The organism is Pseudothauera hydrothermalis, assembly GCF_003345255.1.
Taxonomy (GTDB): Bacteria; Pseudomonadota; Gammaproteobacteria; order Burkholderiales; family Rhodocyclaceae; genus Pseudothauera; species Pseudothauera hydrothermalis.
Genome location: NZ_CP029331.1, coordinates 589,319 through 607,878, shown reverse-complemented (window position 1 = coordinate 607,878; position 18,560 = coordinate 589,319). Strand labels below are relative to the sequence as shown.

The 18,560-nt window shown below is 62.6% G+C and carries 22 protein-coding genes; 13 read left to right on the top strand and 9 right to left on the bottom strand.

Annotated features, from left to right (window positions below; translation table 11 throughout):
- Window positions 1-57: 57 nt before the first annotated feature.
- From DIE29_RS03000 to DIE29_RS02990, 3 genes are read right to left on the bottom strand one after another with little or no spacing between them, the layout of a single operon-like run.
- Entirely contained in the window at window positions 58-483 is a 426-nt protein-coding gene (locus DIE29_RS03000) for a hypothetical protein (RefSeq protein ID WP_114649174.1), read from the bottom strand.
- Window positions 480-1,124 carry a hypothetical protein gene (locus tag DIE29_RS02995; protein ID WP_114649173.1) on the bottom strand — a complete coding sequence of 215 codons (645 nt, stop codon included), beginning with the start codon at window positions 1,122-1,124 and terminating at the stop codon, window positions 480-482. The genes DIE29_RS03000 and DIE29_RS02995 overlap by 4 nt, the downstream gene beginning before the upstream one ends.
- Window positions 1,121-1,798, bottom strand: a complete 678-nt coding sequence (locus DIE29_RS02990; RefSeq protein WP_114649172.1) for a hypothetical protein — start codon at window positions 1,796-1,798, stop codon at window positions 1,121-1,123. The genes DIE29_RS02995 and DIE29_RS02990 overlap by 4 nt, the downstream gene beginning before the upstream one ends.
- 144 nt (window positions 1,799-1,942) lie before the next feature.
- Between DIE29_RS02990 and DIE29_RS02985 the strand changes: the two genes are divergently transcribed.
- From DIE29_RS02985 to DIE29_RS02960, 6 genes are all read left to right on the top strand, one after another.
- Window positions 1,943-2,182, top strand: coding sequence for a helix-turn-helix domain-containing protein (locus DIE29_RS02985; protein ID WP_011806687.1), 240 nt, complete (start codon window positions 1,943-1,945; stop codon window positions 2,180-2,182).
- A gap of 42 nt (window positions 2,183-2,224) precedes the next feature.
- A complete protein-coding gene (locus DIE29_RS02980; RefSeq protein ID WP_235027179.1) occupies window positions 2,225-2,638 on the top strand; it encodes a helix-turn-helix domain-containing protein in 414 nt (137 codons plus the stop codon).
- A complete protein-coding gene (locus DIE29_RS02975; protein ID WP_114649171.1) occupies window positions 2,635-3,858 on the top strand; it encodes a type II toxin-antitoxin system HipA family toxin in 1,224 nt (407 codons plus the stop codon). Before DIE29_RS02980 ends, DIE29_RS02975 begins: the two co-directional genes overlap by 4 nt.
- A gap of 129 nt (window positions 3,859-3,987) precedes the next feature.
- Window positions 3,988-5,022: an IS630 family transposase gene (locus tag DIE29_RS02970; protein ID WP_114649170.1), complete on the top strand. Its 1,035-nt coding sequence runs from the start codon at window positions 3,988-3,990 to the stop codon at window positions 5,020-5,022.
- Window positions 5,023-5,268: 246 nt separating this feature from the next.
- Complete coding sequence (gluQRS, locus tag DIE29_RS02965) at window positions 5,269-6,210, top strand: tRNA glutamyl-Q(34) synthetase GluQRS (protein WP_114649169.1); 942 nt, start codon at window positions 5,269-5,271, stop codon at window positions 6,208-6,210.
- A 4-nt stretch (window positions 6,211-6,214) separates the two neighbouring features.
- Window positions 6,215-6,691 carry a CoA-binding protein gene (locus DIE29_RS02960; protein ID WP_418333193.1) on the top strand — a complete coding sequence of 159 codons (477 nt, stop codon included), beginning with the start codon at window positions 6,215-6,217 and terminating at the stop codon, window positions 6,689-6,691.
- 23 nt (window positions 6,692-6,714) lie between these two features.
- On the opposite strand, the gene clsB is transcribed toward DIE29_RS02960, so the two are convergent.
- A complete protein-coding gene (gene clsB / locus DIE29_RS02955) occupies window positions 6,715-7,872 on the bottom strand; it encodes a cardiolipin synthase ClsB (protein ID WP_114649168.1) in 1,158 nt (385 codons plus the stop codon).
- Window positions 7,869-8,618 (bottom strand): endonuclease/exonuclease/phosphatase family protein, encoded by a 750-nt coding sequence (locus DIE29_RS02950; RefSeq protein WP_114649167.1) that lies wholly within the window; start codon window positions 8,616-8,618, stop codon window positions 7,869-7,871. The genes clsB and DIE29_RS02950 overlap by 4 nt, the downstream gene beginning before the upstream one ends.
- A gap of 78 nt (window positions 8,619-8,696) precedes the next feature.
- Between DIE29_RS02950 and DIE29_RS02945 the strand changes: the two genes are divergently transcribed.
- A complete protein-coding gene (locus tag DIE29_RS02945; RefSeq protein ID WP_114649166.1) occupies window positions 8,697-9,794 on the top strand; it encodes a RuBisCO large subunit C-terminal-like domain-containing protein in 1,098 nt (365 codons plus the stop codon).
- Entirely contained in the window at window positions 9,791-10,240 is a 450-nt protein-coding gene (locus DIE29_RS02940) for a cupin domain-containing protein (protein ID WP_114649165.1), read from the top strand. Before DIE29_RS02945 ends, DIE29_RS02940 begins: the two co-directional genes overlap by 4 nt.
- Window positions 10,241-10,265: 25 nt before the next feature.
- Here DIE29_RS02940 and DIE29_RS02935 read toward each other — a convergent pair whose 3' ends face one another.
- The 4 genes from DIE29_RS02935 to DIE29_RS02925 form a co-directional block, all read right to left on the bottom strand.
- Window positions 10,266-10,580, bottom strand: a complete 315-nt coding sequence (locus DIE29_RS02935) for a hypothetical protein (protein ID WP_114649164.1) — start codon at window positions 10,578-10,580, stop codon at window positions 10,266-10,268.
- A gap of 120 nt (window positions 10,581-10,700) precedes the next feature.
- Window positions 10,701-10,838, bottom strand: coding sequence for a hypothetical protein (locus DIE29_RS14540; RefSeq protein WP_162860584.1), 138 nt, complete (start codon window positions 10,836-10,838; stop codon window positions 10,701-10,703).
- Between the two features lie 56 nt (window positions 10,839-10,894).
- Window positions 10,895-11,995: a quinolinate synthase NadA gene (nadA, locus tag DIE29_RS02930; RefSeq protein ID WP_114649163.1), complete on the bottom strand. Its 1,101-nt coding sequence runs from the start codon at window positions 11,993-11,995 to the stop codon at window positions 10,895-10,897.
- Window positions 11,996-12,037: 42 nt separating this feature from the next.
- Window positions 12,038-12,490 carry a rhodanese-like domain-containing protein gene (locus DIE29_RS02925; protein WP_114649162.1) on the bottom strand — a complete coding sequence of 151 codons (453 nt, stop codon included), beginning with the start codon at window positions 12,488-12,490 and terminating at the stop codon, window positions 12,038-12,040.
- A gap of 60 nt (window positions 12,491-12,550) precedes the next feature.
- Here DIE29_RS02925 and DIE29_RS02920 point away from each other — a divergent pair, with 60 nt between their 5' ends.
- From DIE29_RS02920 to ntrC, 5 genes are all read left to right on the top strand, one after another.
- The gene (locus tag DIE29_RS02920; RefSeq protein ID WP_114649161.1) at window positions 12,551-13,729 is read left to right on the top strand and encodes a cation diffusion facilitator family transporter; all 1,179 of its coding nucleotides are present in this window, start codon (window positions 12,551-12,553) and stop codon (window positions 13,727-13,729) included.
- 179 nt (window positions 13,730-13,908) lie between these two features.
- Window positions 13,909-15,318, top strand: coding sequence for a type I glutamate--ammonia ligase (gene glnA, locus DIE29_RS02915; protein ID WP_114649160.1), 1,410 nt, complete (start codon window positions 13,909-13,911; stop codon window positions 15,316-15,318).
- Between the two features lie 141 nt (window positions 15,319-15,459).
- Window positions 15,460-15,924, top strand: a complete 465-nt coding sequence (locus DIE29_RS02910) for a DUF4124 domain-containing protein (RefSeq protein WP_114649159.1) — start codon at window positions 15,460-15,462, stop codon at window positions 15,922-15,924.
- Between the two features lie 59 nt (window positions 15,925-15,983).
- A complete protein-coding gene (gene glnL, locus DIE29_RS02905; protein WP_108079592.1) occupies window positions 15,984-17,054 on the top strand; it encodes a nitrogen regulation protein NR(II) in 1,071 nt (356 codons plus the stop codon).
- Window positions 17,055-17,096: 42 nt separating this feature from the next.
- Entirely contained in the window at window positions 17,097-18,521 is a 1,425-nt protein-coding gene (gene ntrC / locus DIE29_RS02900) for a nitrogen regulation protein NR(I) (protein WP_102040927.1), read from the top strand.
- The last annotated feature ends 39 nt before the right edge of the window (window positions 18,522-18,560 follow it).

The window sequence follows — 18,560 nt, the reverse complement described above, 5'->3', positions numbered from 1 at the left end:
TATGCTAATGTTGCAATGCAGAGTTGTCACTCATTAGCAATAGGCGCCTTTCAACAGCTATTGCCCCACATTCTGCCCCTGCCAGACCTCCGTGCAACTCACTTGAACCTCTGCGCCGGGCTGATCTGCCGAGAGCTGGCCGATGCGTCCGCGCTGGCTGGCAAGCTTTAGCTGCTTGTGCACCTGTTCCAGGCTGCGCTTTTCAATAACCGCTGTATAGCTTGCACTCAGCTCGCCATCCGGGTCGATGAACAGCTCGATACGCGTCACCGGCAACCCGAACACCGTGAAGCTGCGTGCCGGTGTCAGCGACCAACTGCCGGGAGCATTGGGCGCAATGCCGTCCAGTACGTGCAACGGCAAGGCTTGACGGCATTCCACGGCGGCGACGATGGCCGGCTCGATCCGCAACCAGCGGTCGATGTCTGTCGTATTGCCATCCATCAGCACAACCGGCATGGCCGCCAGCAGCAAAGCCTTCATCCCTTGATGTTCCTGATCCAGAAGCGGCGGTCATCGACCGTGAAGTTGGGGTCGTAGCCGACCAGGGTCAGCAGCGAACCGACATAGTAAAGGCCGAACTGATTCATCAGCCAGCGCTCCATCGCCGGGTCGCCGGGCAACTTGCTGTACGGTGGGGTTGGGCCGTCGCTGCGAACCTGACCACTGGTTTTGCCGGAGATGGAAAAGCTCTTCCAGGTCAGCACGAAATTGTTCGACTGTTTCGGCAGCTCCGGCGCGCAGAGCGATAGATTGCTGAAGCGCTCGGAGCGCTTGGCGTCGTGCCAGAGTACTGCGTCAAAGCGAATGCAATCACTGGCTTTGAGCGTGAGGCTACGGGTCAGCGTCATCTGATCAGCCGGAATTTGCAGATTGCTGATCACCACCTTGGGCCATTCCGGGGCGCGACCGTCGGTAGACAGATTCTGGCGCAAGGCGTTATGCAGTGGAGTGCCCAGCAAGCTGTTGCGGTTTGCCGCGCTTGCGGGCGTAGCCGCTTGCGCCAGACTGGTCCCAATGGATTGTCCCAGTCCGTTCAGGGAGTCCAGCGTCCCCTGCATTTCGGTTGTGGCACACCCCGTCAATACAAAAGGCAGAAGCAGCAAGCTCCGGTAGTGTTTCATCGCAGTTCCTCGCGAGGTGATCCGTTGAAGAGGGCATTGAGCCGGGCGCACCAGGTTTCCGCCGCCCGACGGCTCATGGGAAAACTGAGCAGCGGTCGTTGCGGGTCGGCGGTTTGCAGCTCGATGGCGAAGTCCTTGGCGCGTACCGTGCGCTCGAAGGTCGGCACGCTCATGCCGCTGGCGTTGACCTGACGGCTACCGCCGTTCATCTCCATGCTCTCGACCTCGCGCCAGGTCATCCGCCACCCAAGCAGCCAGGAGAAGTCGTGGATACGCCAGGCTTCATCCACGATTGAGCAGACAGCCAGTTTGCGATGCTGCCGGTCAAACACTAGAAAGGCCGGCGCGGGGTAGCCCAAGAGATGTCCAGCATCGAATGACAGCCCCTGCTGAGCGTTGATCCTGGCGACAAGGGCCTGACAGCGGGCCTGCAAGCGCGCCAGAAAGCGGAAGGACAGCGTGAAGATCGCCAGCGAAATCAGTAGATAGAGCATCAGCTCACTGGTCAACAGCCCCCAAAGCGATGCCTGTGACAGGCGCGCAGGCCCCACGCCGATCATCGCCAGTACAAGAATCAGCGTAAGACCAGCGGCAGCAAGACCTGAAAGCCCAGCCACCGGAACTGCCAGCCCCGCCGCCGCTCCCACCCCCGCAGTCTTCCAGACGCTTGCCATACGTCATTTCCCCCATTTTGTTACTCATAGAGGCCATTTTATGGGGCCTGCATTCAATTGTCACTCATAGTGCGGGTACTTATCGGGCGTAGCCCTATAGAGGGGGTACTCATAGAGTCATTTCTCTTTAAAGAAGAGAGAAATATGGCCCTTGATCCCCGACTACGCTTCGGCCTGAAGCTGATAGAAATCAGAAAGACCAGAGGGTGGTCGCAAGAACGCCTAGCACTGGAAAGTGGCTTGGCACGCAGCTATCTGGGGGGTGTTGAGCGTGGGCAGCGCAACATCGCATTGCTCAACATCTTCAAGCTGGCCGAGGCGCTGGGGGTGGAGCCTTCCGTACTGCTGGAGGCGCCGGCGGCTGGACAGGAGCCTGCACCGTAACATCGTAACGCTACGTTATCGTAGCGTTACGATGGTCTCCGCATGATCGCTCGCGGCAGCTATCGCAGCCATCTGCTTTCAAGAATAAGTAAAGCCCACTACAATGGCGCTTACGCAATTTTTTTCGCGTTAAGGGTCATAAAAGTGACTTTTCATCTCTCGACTCCCGCTGAGATCCTGCACGCGCTGGGTGTTCGTCTGCGCGAGCAGCGGCTTGCCCAATCGCTTACGCAGCGTGAACTGGCGCAAATGGCAGGACTGTCCTTGGGGGCGTTGCGCAAACTCGAAAGCGACGGTCAGTGCTCACTGGAAACGCTGGTCCGTGTCGCGCAGGCACTTGGCTTGCTGGAGGCGCTGGACGATCTCTTCGTGCTCAAACGGCAATCCATCGCCCAGATGGAGCAGGTGGACCTTGTGAGCCGCCGCCAGCGTGCGCCGCGTAAGAGAGCATCATGAAGCTGCTTACCGTGCATTATTGCGGCTGGGGAGAAGACTGGCCGTTGGGACGCCTGGCCGATGACGGTCAATCCCTGCTCTTCGAATATTCTCCCGAAGCCTTGTCTCAAGGCTTGGAACTGTCGCCCTTGCACCTCAAGCTGCGTGCGGATGCCTACGGAGGTTTTCCGATCCATTTGCATCGCCTTCCGGGCCTGATCGCCGACAGTCTGCCTGACGGCTGGGGTTTGCTGCTGATGGATCGGTTGTTCCGTCAACACGGCTTGCGCCATCCCGGGCCACTGGACCGGCTGGCCTTCATTGGTGAGCGCGCCATGGGCGCGTTGCGCTTCGTTCCGGCAAGCGACGCCGGCGCCCACGAGCCCGACTGGTCCTTGCTGGCGCTGGCCGAGCAAAGCCGTCTCGCGCTCGCGGGCGAGGCGGGGGCAGCCCTGCGCGAGCTCGCGCTCACCGGCGGCTCACCGCAAGGGGCTCGCCCCAAGGCCTTGGTGCAGTACGACGCAATGACCGGGCAAGTCAGCACCCGTCCGGATGCGCCCGGCAGTCCCTGGCTGGTCAAGTTCCCGGCGCAGAACGAACACAAAGAGGTTTGCGTCATCGAGCAGCTCTATGCCGAGTTGGCTCGGGATTGCGGACTGGATGTGCCCCAAAGTCGTTGGTTCGACCTTGGCCCCGAACTGGCCGCCTTCGGCGTCGCGCGCTTCGACCGGGAGGGAGGGCAACGCGTCCCGGTGCACAGTCTGGCTGGATTGTTGCAAGTGGATTTTCGCCTGCCCGGTGCCACCGACTATACCGCCTTCCTGCGGGCTACCCGTTTCCTGACGCGCGACGAGCGCGAAGTGGAGAAAGCCTACGCACGAGCCGTCTTCAATGTGCTTTTCCACAACCGTGACGACCATCCCAAGAATTTCGCGTGGCGTCTCGGGCCTGACCGGCGCTGGCGTCTGGCTCCGGCATTCGACCTGACCTTCAGCGAAGGCCCGATGGGCCAGCATCACCTGGACGTTTGCGGCGAAGGTGCTGCCATCGAACGCCGGCATTTATTGCGTCTGGCGGAGGAAGGTGGCGTCCCAAGGAAACGGGCGGAAGAAGTCATCGAGCGGATGTTGCTGCAGGCAAGCTCATTGGGTGAGCGGTTGGAGCGTGCGCCGATCAGGCAGATGCTGGCGCAACAGATCAAATCCACCATTGATGCCTGTCGCCGGCGCCTGGAAAGCTGAATCCGAGCCGGCGCAACGGCGCCAGATCACGGTTGAACATACTCAATGCTGAGTTTCTTGAGTACAAACATGAGTATGTTTTTTACTGAGTTTCCCATAAGTAGTGTCATGTGAGCGATAATATGGCCTATGAAATGCAAACGACTTTCCGACGGCCGAGCTCTCGATCATCACACCTTGCAGGTCATGCGGCAGCAGGCCGTCAAAGCGGTACGTGACGGGCAGACGGTGCAAAGCGTCGCGGCGGCGTATGGCGTGAATGAGCGCAGCGTTTTCCGGTGGCTCGCCGATTTTGCCAATGGCGGACAGAACGCATTGCTCGCCAAGCCGATTCCGGGACGCCCGAGCAAACTCAGCGCCGAGGAGCTTTCGTGGATTGCCAATGCGGTTCGTGACCACAACCCGCAGCAGTTCAAGTTCGAGTTCGGCTTGTGGACGCTGTCTCTGATTCGTCACTTGATCAAACGCCAATTCAAGAAAGAGCTGTCGGTCTCCTCGGTTCACCGCCTGATGAAGATCCTGGGTTTCAGCGCCCAGAAGCCGCTCTACCAGGCGTGGCAGCAAGACCCCGTCCTGGTGCGCACTTGGGAGACGGAGACCTACCCCGCGATTCGCGCTGAAGCCAAGCGGCTCGGAGCAACGATCTACTTTGGCGACGAGTCGGGCATCCGCTCGGACTACCACACCGGCACGACTTGGGCGCCACAAGGCCGGACGCCGGTGGTGCAGGCGACGGGTCGGCGCTTCTCGCTGAACATGATCTCGGCCGTCGGCACGCAGGGCGAATTTCGGTTCATGCTGCATGAGGGCTCGGTCGGTGCGAAAGTGTTCGTCGAGTTCCTCAAGCGCTTGATGCTCAATGCCGAGAAACCGGTCTTTCTGATCGTCGATGGTCATCCGATTCACAAGGCAAAGATGGTCAAGAGCTACATCGAGAGCTTGGACGGCAAGCTCAAGTTGTTCTATTTGCCGCCTTACTCGCCGCAGCTGAACCCGGACGAAACAGTCTGGGCTCATGTGAAGCGGAAGGTTTCGAGCCAGTTGGTCGAGAGCGCCGAGGAGATGAAGCGACTCGCACTCCGTGCTTTGCGTAGCATCCAGAAGCTCCCCGAACTCGTGAAGTCATTTTTTAGGCAGCCAGAGTGCCGCTATATCCTGGGCTGACACTACTTATTGAAAAGTTAGTAATGGAGCAGCATGGTGAACTGTTCATTCAATGACTTGCAGTCACAATCGCTGTTCAACGTCTGACCGTACTGACCCACTGCCCTATCGTCCGGCAGCGCGCTGGATGCGCTGCAAGCTGTGAAAACGCTTCGAATCGGGTCACGGTGCAAGTGAGCCGGTTCGGCAAGGAGAAGGTCGCCCGCGTAGAGCCCTGATGCGCCGATGGTACGATCGCAGCGAGCCATGAACACCCCGCTTGCCCCGTCCTACGTCGGCCGTTTCGCGCCTTCGCCCACCGGCGCCTTGCACTTCGGTTCGCTGATTGCCGCCGCAGGCAGTTACCTGGAGGCGCGCCGCCATAGCGGGCGTTGGCTGCTGCGGATCGAGGATGTGGACACCCCGCGCTGCATTCCCGGCGCGGCAGACGGTATTTTGCGCACGCTCGAACGCTTTGGCTTTGAGTGGGACGGTGAGCCGGTGTGGCAGAGCCGGCGCCTCGCGGTTTACGCCGACGCGCTCGAGCGCCTCAAAGCGGCAGGCCACGCTTACGCCTGCGCCTGTAGCCGCCGCGAGCTTGCCCAGGCGCTCTTGGCACGCGACGGCTCGCGCATCTACCCCGGCACCTGCCGCAACGGCCTGCCGCCGGGACGGCTGGCGCGGGCCTGGCGGGTGCGGGTAGCCGGCAGCATCGCCTTCGATGACGCGGTGCAAGGCGCCCAACTAGAAGACCTGGAGCACGAGCTTGGCGACTTTGTGGTGCTGCGCGCAGACGGCCTGTTCGCTTACCAGTTGGCGGTGGTCGTAGACGATGCCGACGCTGGCGTCACCCATGTGGTGCGTGGCGCCGACTTGCTCGATTCAACCGGCCGCCAGCGCTATCTACAACGCCTGCTGGGCATGCCCGAACCGCATTACGCCCACCTGCCGGTGGCCACCAACGCCGCCGGCGAGAAACTATCCAAACAGACCTTGGCGCGGGCCATCGACGAGCTGCCGCCCGGTGCTGCGCTGCTGGCGGCGCTGGCTTTTCTGGGCCAAAATCCTCCGTCACAGCTTGCCGGCGCGCCGCTGGCAGAGATTTGGCAGTGGGCGCAAACACACTGGTCGATCGCCCGCGTGCCCCGCCGGCGCGCCATTCCGGCGCCCGGTCTGCACCGCCTAGCGCCTTCGGCCGGGGGAGAGTGAAACCATGATCGACGATATTGACGGACTGCGCCGGGTGCTACTGGAATGCCGCACGATTGCGGTAGTGGGTTTGTCGGCCAACTGGCACCGACCCAGTTTCTTTGCCGCTCAGTACATGCAGGCGCGCGGCTATACCATCATCCCGGTCAACCCCGCCTACGACGAGATCCTTGGCCAGAAGTGCTACCCCAGTCTGCGTGACATCCCGGTACCGGTCGACATGGTCGATGTGTTTCGCAAACCCGCGGAGGTGCCACCTCTGATCGATGACGCGCTGGCCATCGGCGCCAAGGTATTTTGGATGCAGCTTGGCGTGATTCACCAGGAGGCCGCCCGCCGGGCCGAGGCCGGCGGCATGCGGGTGGTCATGGACCGCTGCATAAAGATCGAATACGCCCGCCTGTTCGGTGGCTTGAACTGGATGGGCGTCAACACCGGGGTCATCTCCGCCCGCCGCCCGATTTTGCCGACGCACCGTTAAGCGGCAAGGCGCACGCGGCGCACTCAATGCTTGCCACCGTAGCCCGCCAAGCCGATGGCAAGGCGCACAAACTGGTAAGCCAGCCAACTTCCCAGTCGGCGCATGAATCCCTGACGGCGCCAGGTATCCCGATGCAATTCGCGGCCGCCCTCGTCAATGGCTCGCGCCAGACGCATTCGCAGCTCACACGCAAAGCCGCGATCTTCGATCACCAGATTGGCCTCACGCGCCAGCAGCAAGCTGAAGGGGTCGATGTTGCTCGACCCGACCGTGGCCCAGTATTCGTCCACCACCGCCACCTTGGCGTGCAGATAGCTTTGGTGATATTCAAACAAGCGGATACCCTGGGCCAGAAAATATGGATACAACGCCCGGCTGGCGCTGGCCAATAAGGGATGATCGGCCAGGCCCTGCAGCAACAGGATCACGGTCACGCCACGGCGCGCCGCATCGACCAGGGCGTGGCGAAAGCGTCGGCCCGGAAAGAAGTACGCGCACGCAATCACGACTTCGCGCTCTGCCCTGCCGATGGCCGCCAGGTAGGCGTCCTCGATGTCATGCCGGTGACGGATGTTGTCTCGAATGACGAACGCCGCGCGTATATGGCCGGCCGCATCGGTACGCGCCGGCGCGAGCAGCGCATCGTTGAGCCGGCGGCGGAAGCTGGCCCATGACACCAACCGCCACAAACGGTGCACCGCGGCCAGAATGTGTTCCAGCACCGGCCCCCGCACCTGTAACGCATAGTCGAAGCGCGGCCGCTGCGGCGCGTTGCGGTCAAAGTCGTCGATGATGTTGATCCCGCCTACGAAGGCCAACTCGCCATCGACCACCACCAGCTTGCGGTGCATACGCCGCAAACGATGACGGCGCAAGGACAACGCACGCACTTCGCGCCGGTAAATGAGCACCTGCACGCCGTCGGCCTCCAGCACCGGCATCAGCTCACGCACGAAGTTGCGTCCGCCAAATCCATCGACCAGCACTCTCACCCGCACCCCGCGCCGCGCCGCGCGCGCAAGCGCAGCAGCCACCCGGCGACCAACCAGGTCGTTTTCAAAAAGGTAAGTCTCCAGGAACACTTCCCGGGTTGCCGCATCCAGTGCTGCGATCAGCGCCGGGAAATAAGCCTGCCCGGTCTCCAGCAGTGTAATGGCATTGCCGGAAACGAACGCGGTCACACTGCAAGCTCCAGTTCGGCGGTCAACGCGGCATGGTCGGACAACTGCGACCACGGCGGACCGAAATGCACCCGCGCCTCGCGGACACGGAAGCCGCGCACATAAATACGGTCGAGCCTAAGTACCGGCAAACGGCTGGGATAGCTGCGCGCCGGGTGCCCATGCCCGGCGCTGAACGCTTCGACCATTCCCAACCGGCGCCCGATGAGCTCATCGGCCCGGTTACGCCAATCGTTGAAATCTCCGGCAATGATCAGCGGCGCACCGTCATCGGCCCAGCGCTCCATGCGCGCAGCCAGCGCCGCCATTTGCCGCCGCCGGCTGCCGGCCATCAGGCCAAGATGCACGCACACGCAATGCACTTTTGCCACCGACGCAGGCAGCGCAACTTCGCAATGCAGCAGACCGCGACGTTCGAAGCGATGATCGGACACATCTTGATTTTCGACGCGCAAAATCGGATAGCTGCTCAGAATCGCATTGCCGTGATGGCCATGGTCATAGACCGCATTGCCGCCGTATGCCGTTTGCTGCCAGATATCCTGAGCCAAAAACTCGTGCTGAGGAAAAGCAGGCCAGTCTGCATGGCGGGCGGCATGGCCCAGATGCATGCCCTGCACCTCTTGCAGAAACACCAAATCAACCTGCAGAGCGTGCAAACGCTCGCGCAGCTCATGCACTACCATGCGACGGTTGAACTGCGAAAACCCCTTGTGGATGTTATATGTGCAGATGCGCAGCTTCATGAGGCGGTCAAGGCGCCGGACACCGTCCGGCCACGGGGCATAATATGCGTTCTAACCGCTAAAAATTAAACCCGTTTCATGCACAGACTGCAGGCAAGCTACCGTATCCGCTGCACCGCCGCCGAAATCGAGCGCCGCGCTGCCGCGCTGGCGGTGGAACAAAGCGTGGAAATGCCCACCACGGCCATTGGCGAGGCGCGCATCCTGGAGCACATCGTCGGCCGTGTCGAATCCATCGAAGCCGACGGCGAAGCGCATTTTCGCGTCGTCTTGAGCCTGGCACTGGACACCATCGGCTTCGAGGCCGGGCAGTTGATGAACATGTTATTCGGCAACTGTTCGCTACAGCCAGAGGTGGAACTGGTGGATGTGGAAATGCCGCCGGCGGCGCTGGCAGGTTTTGGCGGACCGCGCTTTGGCATCGCAGGTTTGCGCGAACACTGCGGCATCGCCAGCGGCCGCCCGCTCACCTGCAGCGCGTTGAAACCCCAGGGCAGCAGCCCCGAGGCGCTGGCCGCGCTGGCCGGCAAGCTGGCGGCCGCGGGCATCGACATCGTCAAAGACGATCACGGCCTGGCCGATCAGGTCGACGCCCCCTTCGCCCGCCGGGTCGCCGCGGTGCAGCGCGCTATCGACGCGGCCAATCGCAGCAGCGGTCATCGCTGCGTCTATGCGCCCAGCCTGGGCGGCGGGCCGCGGCGACTGCGCGAACAATTGCGCATCGCCCGCGATGCCGGGGTCGGCATGCTAATGCTGGCGCCCATGGTCTGCGGCCTGGGCGCACTGCAGGAACTGGCCGATGAGGGGCTACCGCTTCTCGCCCACCCGGCGCTGGGCGGTGCGGCGCGCATCGCCCCGCCGACGCTGATCGGCAAGCTATTCCGCTTGGCCGGGGCCGATGCAGTCATCTTTCCCAACCACGGCGGGCGCTTTAGTTACACGCCGCAAACCTGCCGGGCAATTGCCGAGGCGGCGCGCGCCCCCTGGGGCACGCTGCCGGCTGCGCTGCCGGTGCCGGCCGGCGGCATGAGCCCGGCGCGGATCGAGGAAATGGTGGCCTTTTACGGCCCGGATGTGATGTTGCTGATCGGCGGCGCGTTACTCGAAGCGCCAGACCTCGGTCACGCAGCGCGAACCTTTGTCGAGCGCGTACACGCCACAGGAGATACACGATGAGCCACCCCGTGTTCCGCAAGGCCCGCCCGACCCGACGCTGGGAACAGGTCGAAGTACTCGAATACAAACCGGAAGGCAGCGCACCCTTTCGCGACATCAGCCGCCAAGTGCTGTTTTGCACCGAAGCCTTGGCTTGCGAGTTACGCTACTTCGAGATCGGCCCCGGCGGACATTCAACGCTGGAGCGCCACCGGCATGAGCACGCGGTGATGATTCTGTCTGGCGGCGGGGCCTGTCTGGTAGGCAACCAAGTGCGCGCGGTGCGCGTCCATGATCTGATCCATATTCCGGCCATGAGCTGGCATCAGTTCCGTGCCAGCGAAGGGGGGCACCTGGGCTTTTTGTGCATGGTCAACACGACCCGCGACCGCCCGCAACTCCCTTCTTCAGAGGATTTGGCCGAACTGCGGCGCGACCCGAAGATCGCCGCCTTCATCCGCCTATGAGCCCGCGCCTTTGTATGGCTGCGCATCACGCCCCCCACACGCCGACGAGGCGACTCTCGCGGGTTTCGCTGTGCTGCCAGATTTTGGCTTCCCAAGGGACGCGTGATCGGACGGCTGCGATCACGCAGCGCGCACGCATGTTCCAGGTAAGTTCATGCCCCAGCGCGTTGACCAGCCACGGCTGGCCTTCAGTGTCGGCCCACAGCTCCGGGTAGATCGCCGGCTCGAAGCGCTGGCCCGTCGCGGCCTCGTGAAGGCGCGCGCGTGCCGTTTGTGCTGCCGCCTCGTTCTGCCAATAAATCGAGGCCGCGTTGGCCAGTGCTTTGACGATGGCGGCCATGACCTCAGAAACGTTGCCGCGGGCGGCTTGTGCGGCTTAGATGTTGCAGTAGAGCGCGCGCTAGCGCCCCTGGGCGTTGAGGTGGTGCATCAGCGCCAAGAGCGCCGTGGTCTTGCCGGTCTAGCGCGGGGCGAGCAACACGAAGTAGCGCTTGGCGTCGATCAGCGCTTCGATCTCGGCCAGGTCGATGCGCGAGAGCGGATCGAGCATGTGGTGGTCGCCCGGGACCGAAGGACCAGCGGTGTTGAAGGTTTTCATGATCCGCAGCGATACATTCCTTTTGTACAAGCCCGGCCACCCCGCCAACAGGCCGTTCAGGACGCGGCCAGCATGCGATCCAACGCCACACGGGCCAGTTCCGCCTCATGCGCCGGCACCCGGATCGCATTGACCACGTTGCCATCGGCCAGATTCTCCAGCGCCCAGGCCAAATGCTGCGGGTCGATGCGCTGCATGGTCGAGCACATGCACACCGTGGGGGCCATGAACTGCACGATCTTGCCAGCCGGCTTCATTTCCTCGGCTAGCCGGTTGACCAGGTTCAGCTCGGTGCCCACCAGCCATTTGGTGTTGGCTGGCGCCGCGGCGATGGTCTTGATGATGTATTCGGTGGAACCGACGTAGTCGGAGTTGAGGCACACCTCCAGATTGCTCTCCGGATGGGAAATCACGAAACCGTCCGGGTTCTGCATGCGCCAGCGACGGATATGGCTCTCTTGGAACATCTGGTGCACCGAGCAGTGACCCTTCCACAGCAAAATCTTGGCTTTGTGGATCTGTTCCGGCGTAAGGCCGCCGTATTCCAGGTCCGGGTCCCAGACCACCATCTCGTCGAGCGGGATACCTTTTTTGTACCCGGTCCATCGGCCCAAGTGCTGGTCGGGAAAGAACAACACCTTTTCGCGCTGGGCGAAGGCCCAATCGAGGATGGTCGGCGCATTGGTCGAGGTGCACACGATACCGCCGTGCTCACCGCAAAAAGCCTTCAGGTCGGCCGCGGAGTTGATATAGGTGACCGGAGTGATCAGCGCATCCGGCTTGCCCAACACCTCGGCAAGCTCCCGCCAGCAGCGCTCCACCTTGGCAAGGTTGGCCATGTCGGCCATCGAACAGCCGGCCGCCAGATCCGGCAAGATTGCGGTCTGCCCAGGTTTGGAGAGAATGTCCGCGACCTCGGCCATGAAATGCACACCGCAGAATACGATGAACTCGGCATCGGTCTCGGACGCCAGACGTGCGAGTTTGAGCGAATCGCCAGTCAGATCGGCATGGCAATACACGTCGGCGCGTTGATAGTGGTGGCACAGGAGCACCGCCTTGCTGCCCAGGCGCGCGCGCGCGGCGCGGATACGTTCCTGAGCCTGGTCGTCTTGCAGGGCGTTGAAGCGGTCGAAGGCAATGGTAGCGACTTTCATGATGCGCGATCTCGGCAATGACTCGTTGGGGGCGGGCCGGTATCAGCCCTGAAACCAAGGCAGACCGGCATGCCGCCAGCCGCCAATGCGGTTGCGCTGGCCGTTGGCATCGCGGTCGCCCTCGAAACCTTCCAGGATGTTGTAGCAATTGGCATAGCCGGCGCCGCCGGCCGCACGCGCCGCGGCATCCGAGCGCGCGCCGGAGCGGCACAAGAACATCACCAGCGCTTCCGGGTCGACTTGCTGGCGCAACTGCGCGATGAAATTGGGATTCGGCTGAGCACCCGGCCAGCTTTGCCATTCGATTTCCACCGCTCCAGGCACCCGCCCGACCCATTCCCATTCGGCCCGGGTGCGCACATCCACCAGTTTGGCGCCCGGCGCGTGCTGCCACACCTGCCAAGCCTCCTGTGGGGTCAGCGCACCTTGGTAAGGCAGCTTGAGTTGCTGGGCACGCTGTGCCGCCAGTGTGAGCAGATCAGAGAGAGTTCCCATCGAAGAGTCCGATAAAATGGCTGACAACGAACGAGTATACCCCGCCGTTATCCCCAACACATGCCTGCCTCCGACTCGCCCACCCGGCCCTTGTCTGCCGTGCCGACCGAACGCTCGCGCGGTGCGTCCATCCAGCGGGTCACGCTGGTGGCCATCGTTACCAATGCGGCGCTTGCCATCGGTCAAGTCATCGTCGGCCTGTTCGCCAATGCGTTCAGCTTGGTCGCCGACGCCACCCACACCCTGTCCGATTTGCTGACCGACATCATGGTGCTGTTTGCTGCGCGCAGCGGCGCGGAGCCGGCCGACAAGAACCACCCCTATGGCCACGGGCGCATCGAAACGGCCGCTTCCTTGGCTCTGGGGGTGGTGTTGGTCGGGGTGGGATTGGGCTTTTTATGGAGCGCCGGCCTTCGTCTGCAAAGCATCGACCAATTGCCCAGCCTGCATCCGGTGGCACTGGTGATGGCGGTTTTCACCCTCGCCGCCAAGGAAGGGCTATTTCGCTTCACGCTCCGAGCCGCACGTCGACTCCAAGCGCCGGTGCTGGAGGCCAACGCCTGGCATGCGCGCTCGGACGCCGCCTCCTCACTGGTGGTAGCGGCGGGTATCGGCGGCAGCCTGGCTGGATATCCGTTTCTCGAACCGTTGGCTGCGGCGGTGGTAGGCTTTCTGATCGTGCATATGGGGGTTCGTCTGGCTTGGCGGGCAGTGCGCGAACTGATCGACACCGGTCTGAGCGAAGAAGAGCTGGAGCGCTTGCGGCGCACCATCTGCCAGACGCCCGGTGTGATCGGCCTGCACGATTTGCGCACCCGACGCATGGCCGACAAAGTGTTGTGCGACGCCCATGTGCGGGTCGATCCGCGTATCACCGTCTCCGAAGGGCATCGCATTTCAGACGCGGTGTATTTTCGTGTACGCGCCGCACATCCCGAAGTCCAAGAAATGCTGGTGCACATCGATGCCGAAGACGACGGCGAGCTTCACGTGGTGCCGCCGGGGCCGCTGCCTGATCGGCAACAAGTCACCACCCTGGTGCATGAGCTAATGGGTGCGGATGGACCGGCGCCACTACGGGTAGACATCCATTATCTGGGCGACCGCGCAGAAGTCGAAGTTCTGCTGCCTTGTGGCCCGCTCGTGCCTCCCGATGCACTCAGGCAGCGGGTCGCGGCAAGGATTGCGCAAAACCCGACCTACCGTAGCATCGCGTTCTATCAGCGCATAGCACCATGACGGTGCGCACTCATTCAAGCAACGCACCATATTGATGCACTCTAGACCCCCGCCCAGCCCATGCCCCTTGTGGCACAATGCCGAACGGCTCCCCCGACCGTATGGCACGGTTCCTGCTGCACTGCGCCGCAACGGAATGACCGTTAACCGAATTTCGCCTCATCTCACCAGGAGTGAATATGAACGCCCAAGACGTCATGAAGATGATCCAGGAAAACGAAGTGCGCTTCGTTGACCTGCGTTTTACCGACACCCGCGGCAAGGAGCAGCACGTCGGTCTGCCGGTGTCGGCTTTCGAAGAAGAACACTTCGAGCACGGCCACCCGTTCGACGGTTCGTCGATCGCCGGCTGGAAAGGCATCCAGGCCTCCGACATGATCCTGATGCCGGACGCTGCCACCGCCTACATCGACCCCTTCTTCGACGAAACCACCCTGGTGCTGACCTGCGACGTGATCGAGCCGTCCGACGGCAAGGGTTATGACCGCGACCCGCGTTCGATCGCCAAGCGCGCCGAAGCCTATCTGAAGAGCACCGGCATCGGCGACACTGCTTATTTCGGTCCGGAGCCCGAGTTTTTCATCTTCGACTCGGTCGAATGGTCGGTCGACATGTCCGGCGTCTATAGCAAGATCATCTCCGAGGAAGCCGCCTGGGCCACCGCCGACAAGTTCGAAGGCGGCAACACCGGCCACCGTCCGAAGGTCAAGGGCGGCTATTTCCCGGTTCCGCCGGTCGACAGCCTCAACGACATCCGTGCCGCGATGGTGCTGGCCCTCGAAGGCGTCGGCATCCCGGTTGAGGTGCATCACCATGAAGTGGCCAACGCCGGCCAGTGCGAAATCGGCACCAAGTTCAACACCCTGACCCGTCGCGCCGACTGGACCCAGACGCTCAAATACATCGTCCATCAGGTGGCCCATCAATACGGTAAGACCGCCACCTTCATGCCCAAGCCGATCGTCGGCGACAACGGCTCCGGCATGCATGTGCACCAGTCGATCTGGAAAGACGGCCAGAATCTTTTTGCCGGCAACGGCTACGCCGGCCTGTCCGAGACCGCGCTGTACTACATCGGCGGCATCATCAAGCATGCCAAGGCGCTGAACGCGATCACCAACCCGGCGACCAACTCCTACAAGCGCCTGGTGCCGCACTATGAAGCGCCGATCAAGCTGGCCTACTCCGCCCGCAACCGCTCGGCCTCGATCCGCATCCCGTATGTGGCCAACCCCAAGGGCCGTCGCATCGAGTCGCGTTTCCCGGACCCGGCCGCCAACCCCTATCTGTGCTTTGCCGCGCTGCTGATGGCCGGTCTGGACGGCATCCAGAACAAGATCCATCCGGGCGATCCGGCCGACAAAAACCTCTACGACCTGCCGCCGGAAGAAGACGCCAAGATCCCGACCGTGTGCTTCAGCCTGGATCAGGCACTGGCCGAGCTGGACAAGGATCGCGAGTTCCTGACCCGCGGCGGCGTGTTCTCCAATGACTTCCTGGATGCTTACATCGAGCTCAAATCCGAGGAAGTCAACCGCCTGCGCGTAACCACCCACCCGGTGGAATTCGACATGTACTACAGCCTGTAATCCAGGCCGTTCAGTCGCCAGAGCAGGGACGGGCATTGCCCGTCCCTTTTTTATCGGGTCTAATCCTGTGGCCGGCTCGCAGAACCACCGCGACCAACCGTTAGTCATATTCCCAGCGTATTTCACCCGGCCATACTACCGATGCACCGACTGCTTCTACTGCTTACTTTCCTAGCCGCCTCGGCGCACGCACAGGTTTATAAATGCGTCGATGACGAAGGGCGGGTCACGTACACCAACGACCGGACGGTCACCAAAGGTTGCAAGCCGTTGTCCCTGGACCAAGCGGTGTCCACGGTGCCCGCGCCAGCGGCCCGCCCCAGCCCGTCGCCGGCGGCCGCCTCACCGAACTTCCCGCGGGTCAATCCAGATCTCCAGCGCCAGCGCGACCAATCGCGCCGCCAGATATTGGAAAACGAACTGGCGCAGGAAGAAGCCGCGCTGGCCGACGCGCAAAAAGCGCTGGCCGAACAGGAAGCCGTGCGTCATGGCGACGAGCGCAATTACCAGCGCGTACTCGACCGCCTGGCGCCGTTCAAGGAAAAGGTCGCACAGCATCAGCGCAATATCGATGCCCTCAAGCGCGAGCTGCGGGAGTTGAAGTAGTTTGGCGATGCTGGCGTGGGTCTTGCTATGAATCAACACAGCTCACCCAGACCGCGCCCATGACTCGCCCCACTCATCCACTCGTCACCACCGGCCCCTTCGCCGGACTGGAGCTGCTCTCGTCGGCCGTCGTGCTGGTCGATGCTGGGTTGATCGTGCGCTACCTCAACCCAGGTGCGGAAAATCTCTTCGCCATCAGCCAGCGCAAGCTACTCGGCCAGCCGCTGGCCCGTCTGCTCGGCGACCCGCCCGGCCTCGCGGCCGCGCTGCACAACGCCCTGCACAGCAGCTGGAGCTACACCGGGCAGGACCTGCGCATTCAGCGTCCGGGCAGCGACGTGCTGCACCTGGACTGCACGGTCAGTCCGATCGAGGCCGAAGGCGTCGCCCTGCTGCTGGAGTTCCGCCCGATCGATGCGCAACTGCGCGTCGCACGCGAAGAGCAATTGCTCCAGCAGCAACAGGCCAACCGCGAGCTGATCCGCAATCTTGCCCATGAGATCAAGAACCCGCTGGGCGGCATCCGCGGCTCGGCCCAGTTGCTCGAGCGCGAACTCACCGACCCGCTGCTGCGCGAGTACACCGAAGTCATCATCGCCGAAGCCGACCGTTTGCAGGATCTAATGAACCGGCTGCTGACCTCGCATTGCATGATGCGTCCTGGACAGCTCAACATCCATGATGTACTCGAGCGCGTGCGCCGCCTGATACTCGCCGAATTCCCGGAACTTTCGGTGCGTCGGGACTACGACACCAGCCTGCCGGAACTGACCGCCGACCGCGAGCAGCTCATCCAAGCCATCCTCAACATTGCGCGCAACGCCGCGCAGGCACTCGACGGTCGCGGCGAAATCTGCCTACGTACCCGAATCGCCCGTCAGGTTACGCTGGCCAAACGCCGCTTCAAACTGGCACTGGAATTGCAGGTCATCGATAACGGTCCCGGCATCCCCGAGGAGATCTGCGACAAAATCTTTTATCCGCTGGTCTCGGGGCGGGAAGGCGGGAGCGGGCTGGGGCTATCGCTGGCGCAAAGCTTCATCGAACAGCACCAAGGCATGATTGAAGTCGACAGCCGTCCCGGGCGAACCTGCTTCACGATTCTGCTACCCATAACCGAGCGCGTCTGAGCTACAGTCGGATGGCGCCCGCACCAGAACAGTGCATGACTTATGAATACAGTCTGGATCGTTGACGACGACCGCTCCATTCGCTGGGTACTGGAAAAGGCGCTCAGCCGCGAGGACATCCCCCACCGCAGCTTCAGCTCGGCCAGCGAAGCGCTGCGGGCGCTGGGCGATGAGACGCAGCCGCCCAAAGTGCTGGTGTCCGACATCCGCATGCCGGGCGAATCCGGCCTGGAACTGCTGCAAAAGGTCAAAGCCCGCCACCCGCAATTACCGGTGATCATCATGACCGCCTATTCCGACCTGGAAAGCGCGGTTGCCGCCTTCCAGGGCGGCGCTTTCGAATACCTGCCCAAGCCGTTCGACGTGGATCAGGCGGTTGCACTGGTTCGACGAGCGATCGATCAGAGCGCGCACCAAGCCGGTGCAGACCTGGAGACCACCTTGGCCCCTGAGATTCTCGGTCAGGCACCGTCGATGCAGGAAGTGTTCCGCGCCATTGGCCGCCTGTCCCAGTCGCATGCCACAGTGCTGATCAACGGCGAATCCGGCACCGGCAAAGAATTGGTCGCCCGCGCCCTGCACCGCCACAGCCCGCGTCGCGAGGCGCCCTTCATTGCCATCAACACCGCCGCCATTCCGCGCGATTTGCTCGAATCCGAATTATTCGGCCATGAGCGCGGCGCCTTTACCGGCGCAACCACCCAGCGCCGCGGGCGCTTCGAGCAAGCAGAAGGCGGCACGCTGTTCCTGGACGAAATTGGCGACATGCCGCCGGAGCTGCAAACCCGCCTGCTGCGGGTGCTCTCAGACGGCCACTTTTACCGCGTTGGCGGTCACCAGCCGATCAAAGCCAATGTGCGGGTCATCGCCGCCACCCATCAGAACCTGGAAGAACGTGTGCGTCAGGGCCTGTTCCGCGAGGATCTGTTCCACCGTCTCAACGTCATCCGTCTGCGCCTGCCCGCGCTGCGCGAGCGTCGCGAAGACATCCCCATCTTGGTGCGCCACTTTCTCCAACGCAGCGCCCAGGAACTGGGCGTGGAACCCAAGCGCATCTCGGAAGCTGCGCTCCGGCACCTGCAAACGCTGGCCTTCCCGGGCAATGTGCGCCAGTTGGAGAATCTTTGCCATTGGCTCACCGTCATGGCACCGGGCCAGACCGTGGAAGTAGCCGATCTGCCCCCCGAAATGCGCGACCAGCCCAACATCGAGATGCCGGTGAGCTGGACCGACGCGCTCGGCACCGAGGCCGACCGTTTGCTTGCCGCCCACCCGCACGAGGTGTTCGACCGGCTGAGCCGCGAGTTCGAACGCACATTGATCCGCCGCGCGCTCAACATGACCGGCGGCCGACGCATCGAAGCTGCACAACTTCTAGGCATCGGGCGCAATACCATCACCCGCAAAATTCAAGAGCTGGGCATGGACGACGAGCACGGCGGCAGCTCCGGCGACAGGGCACCCTAGCCCGCAAACACGCCGCGCACCACGCTCGTGCATGTCCGG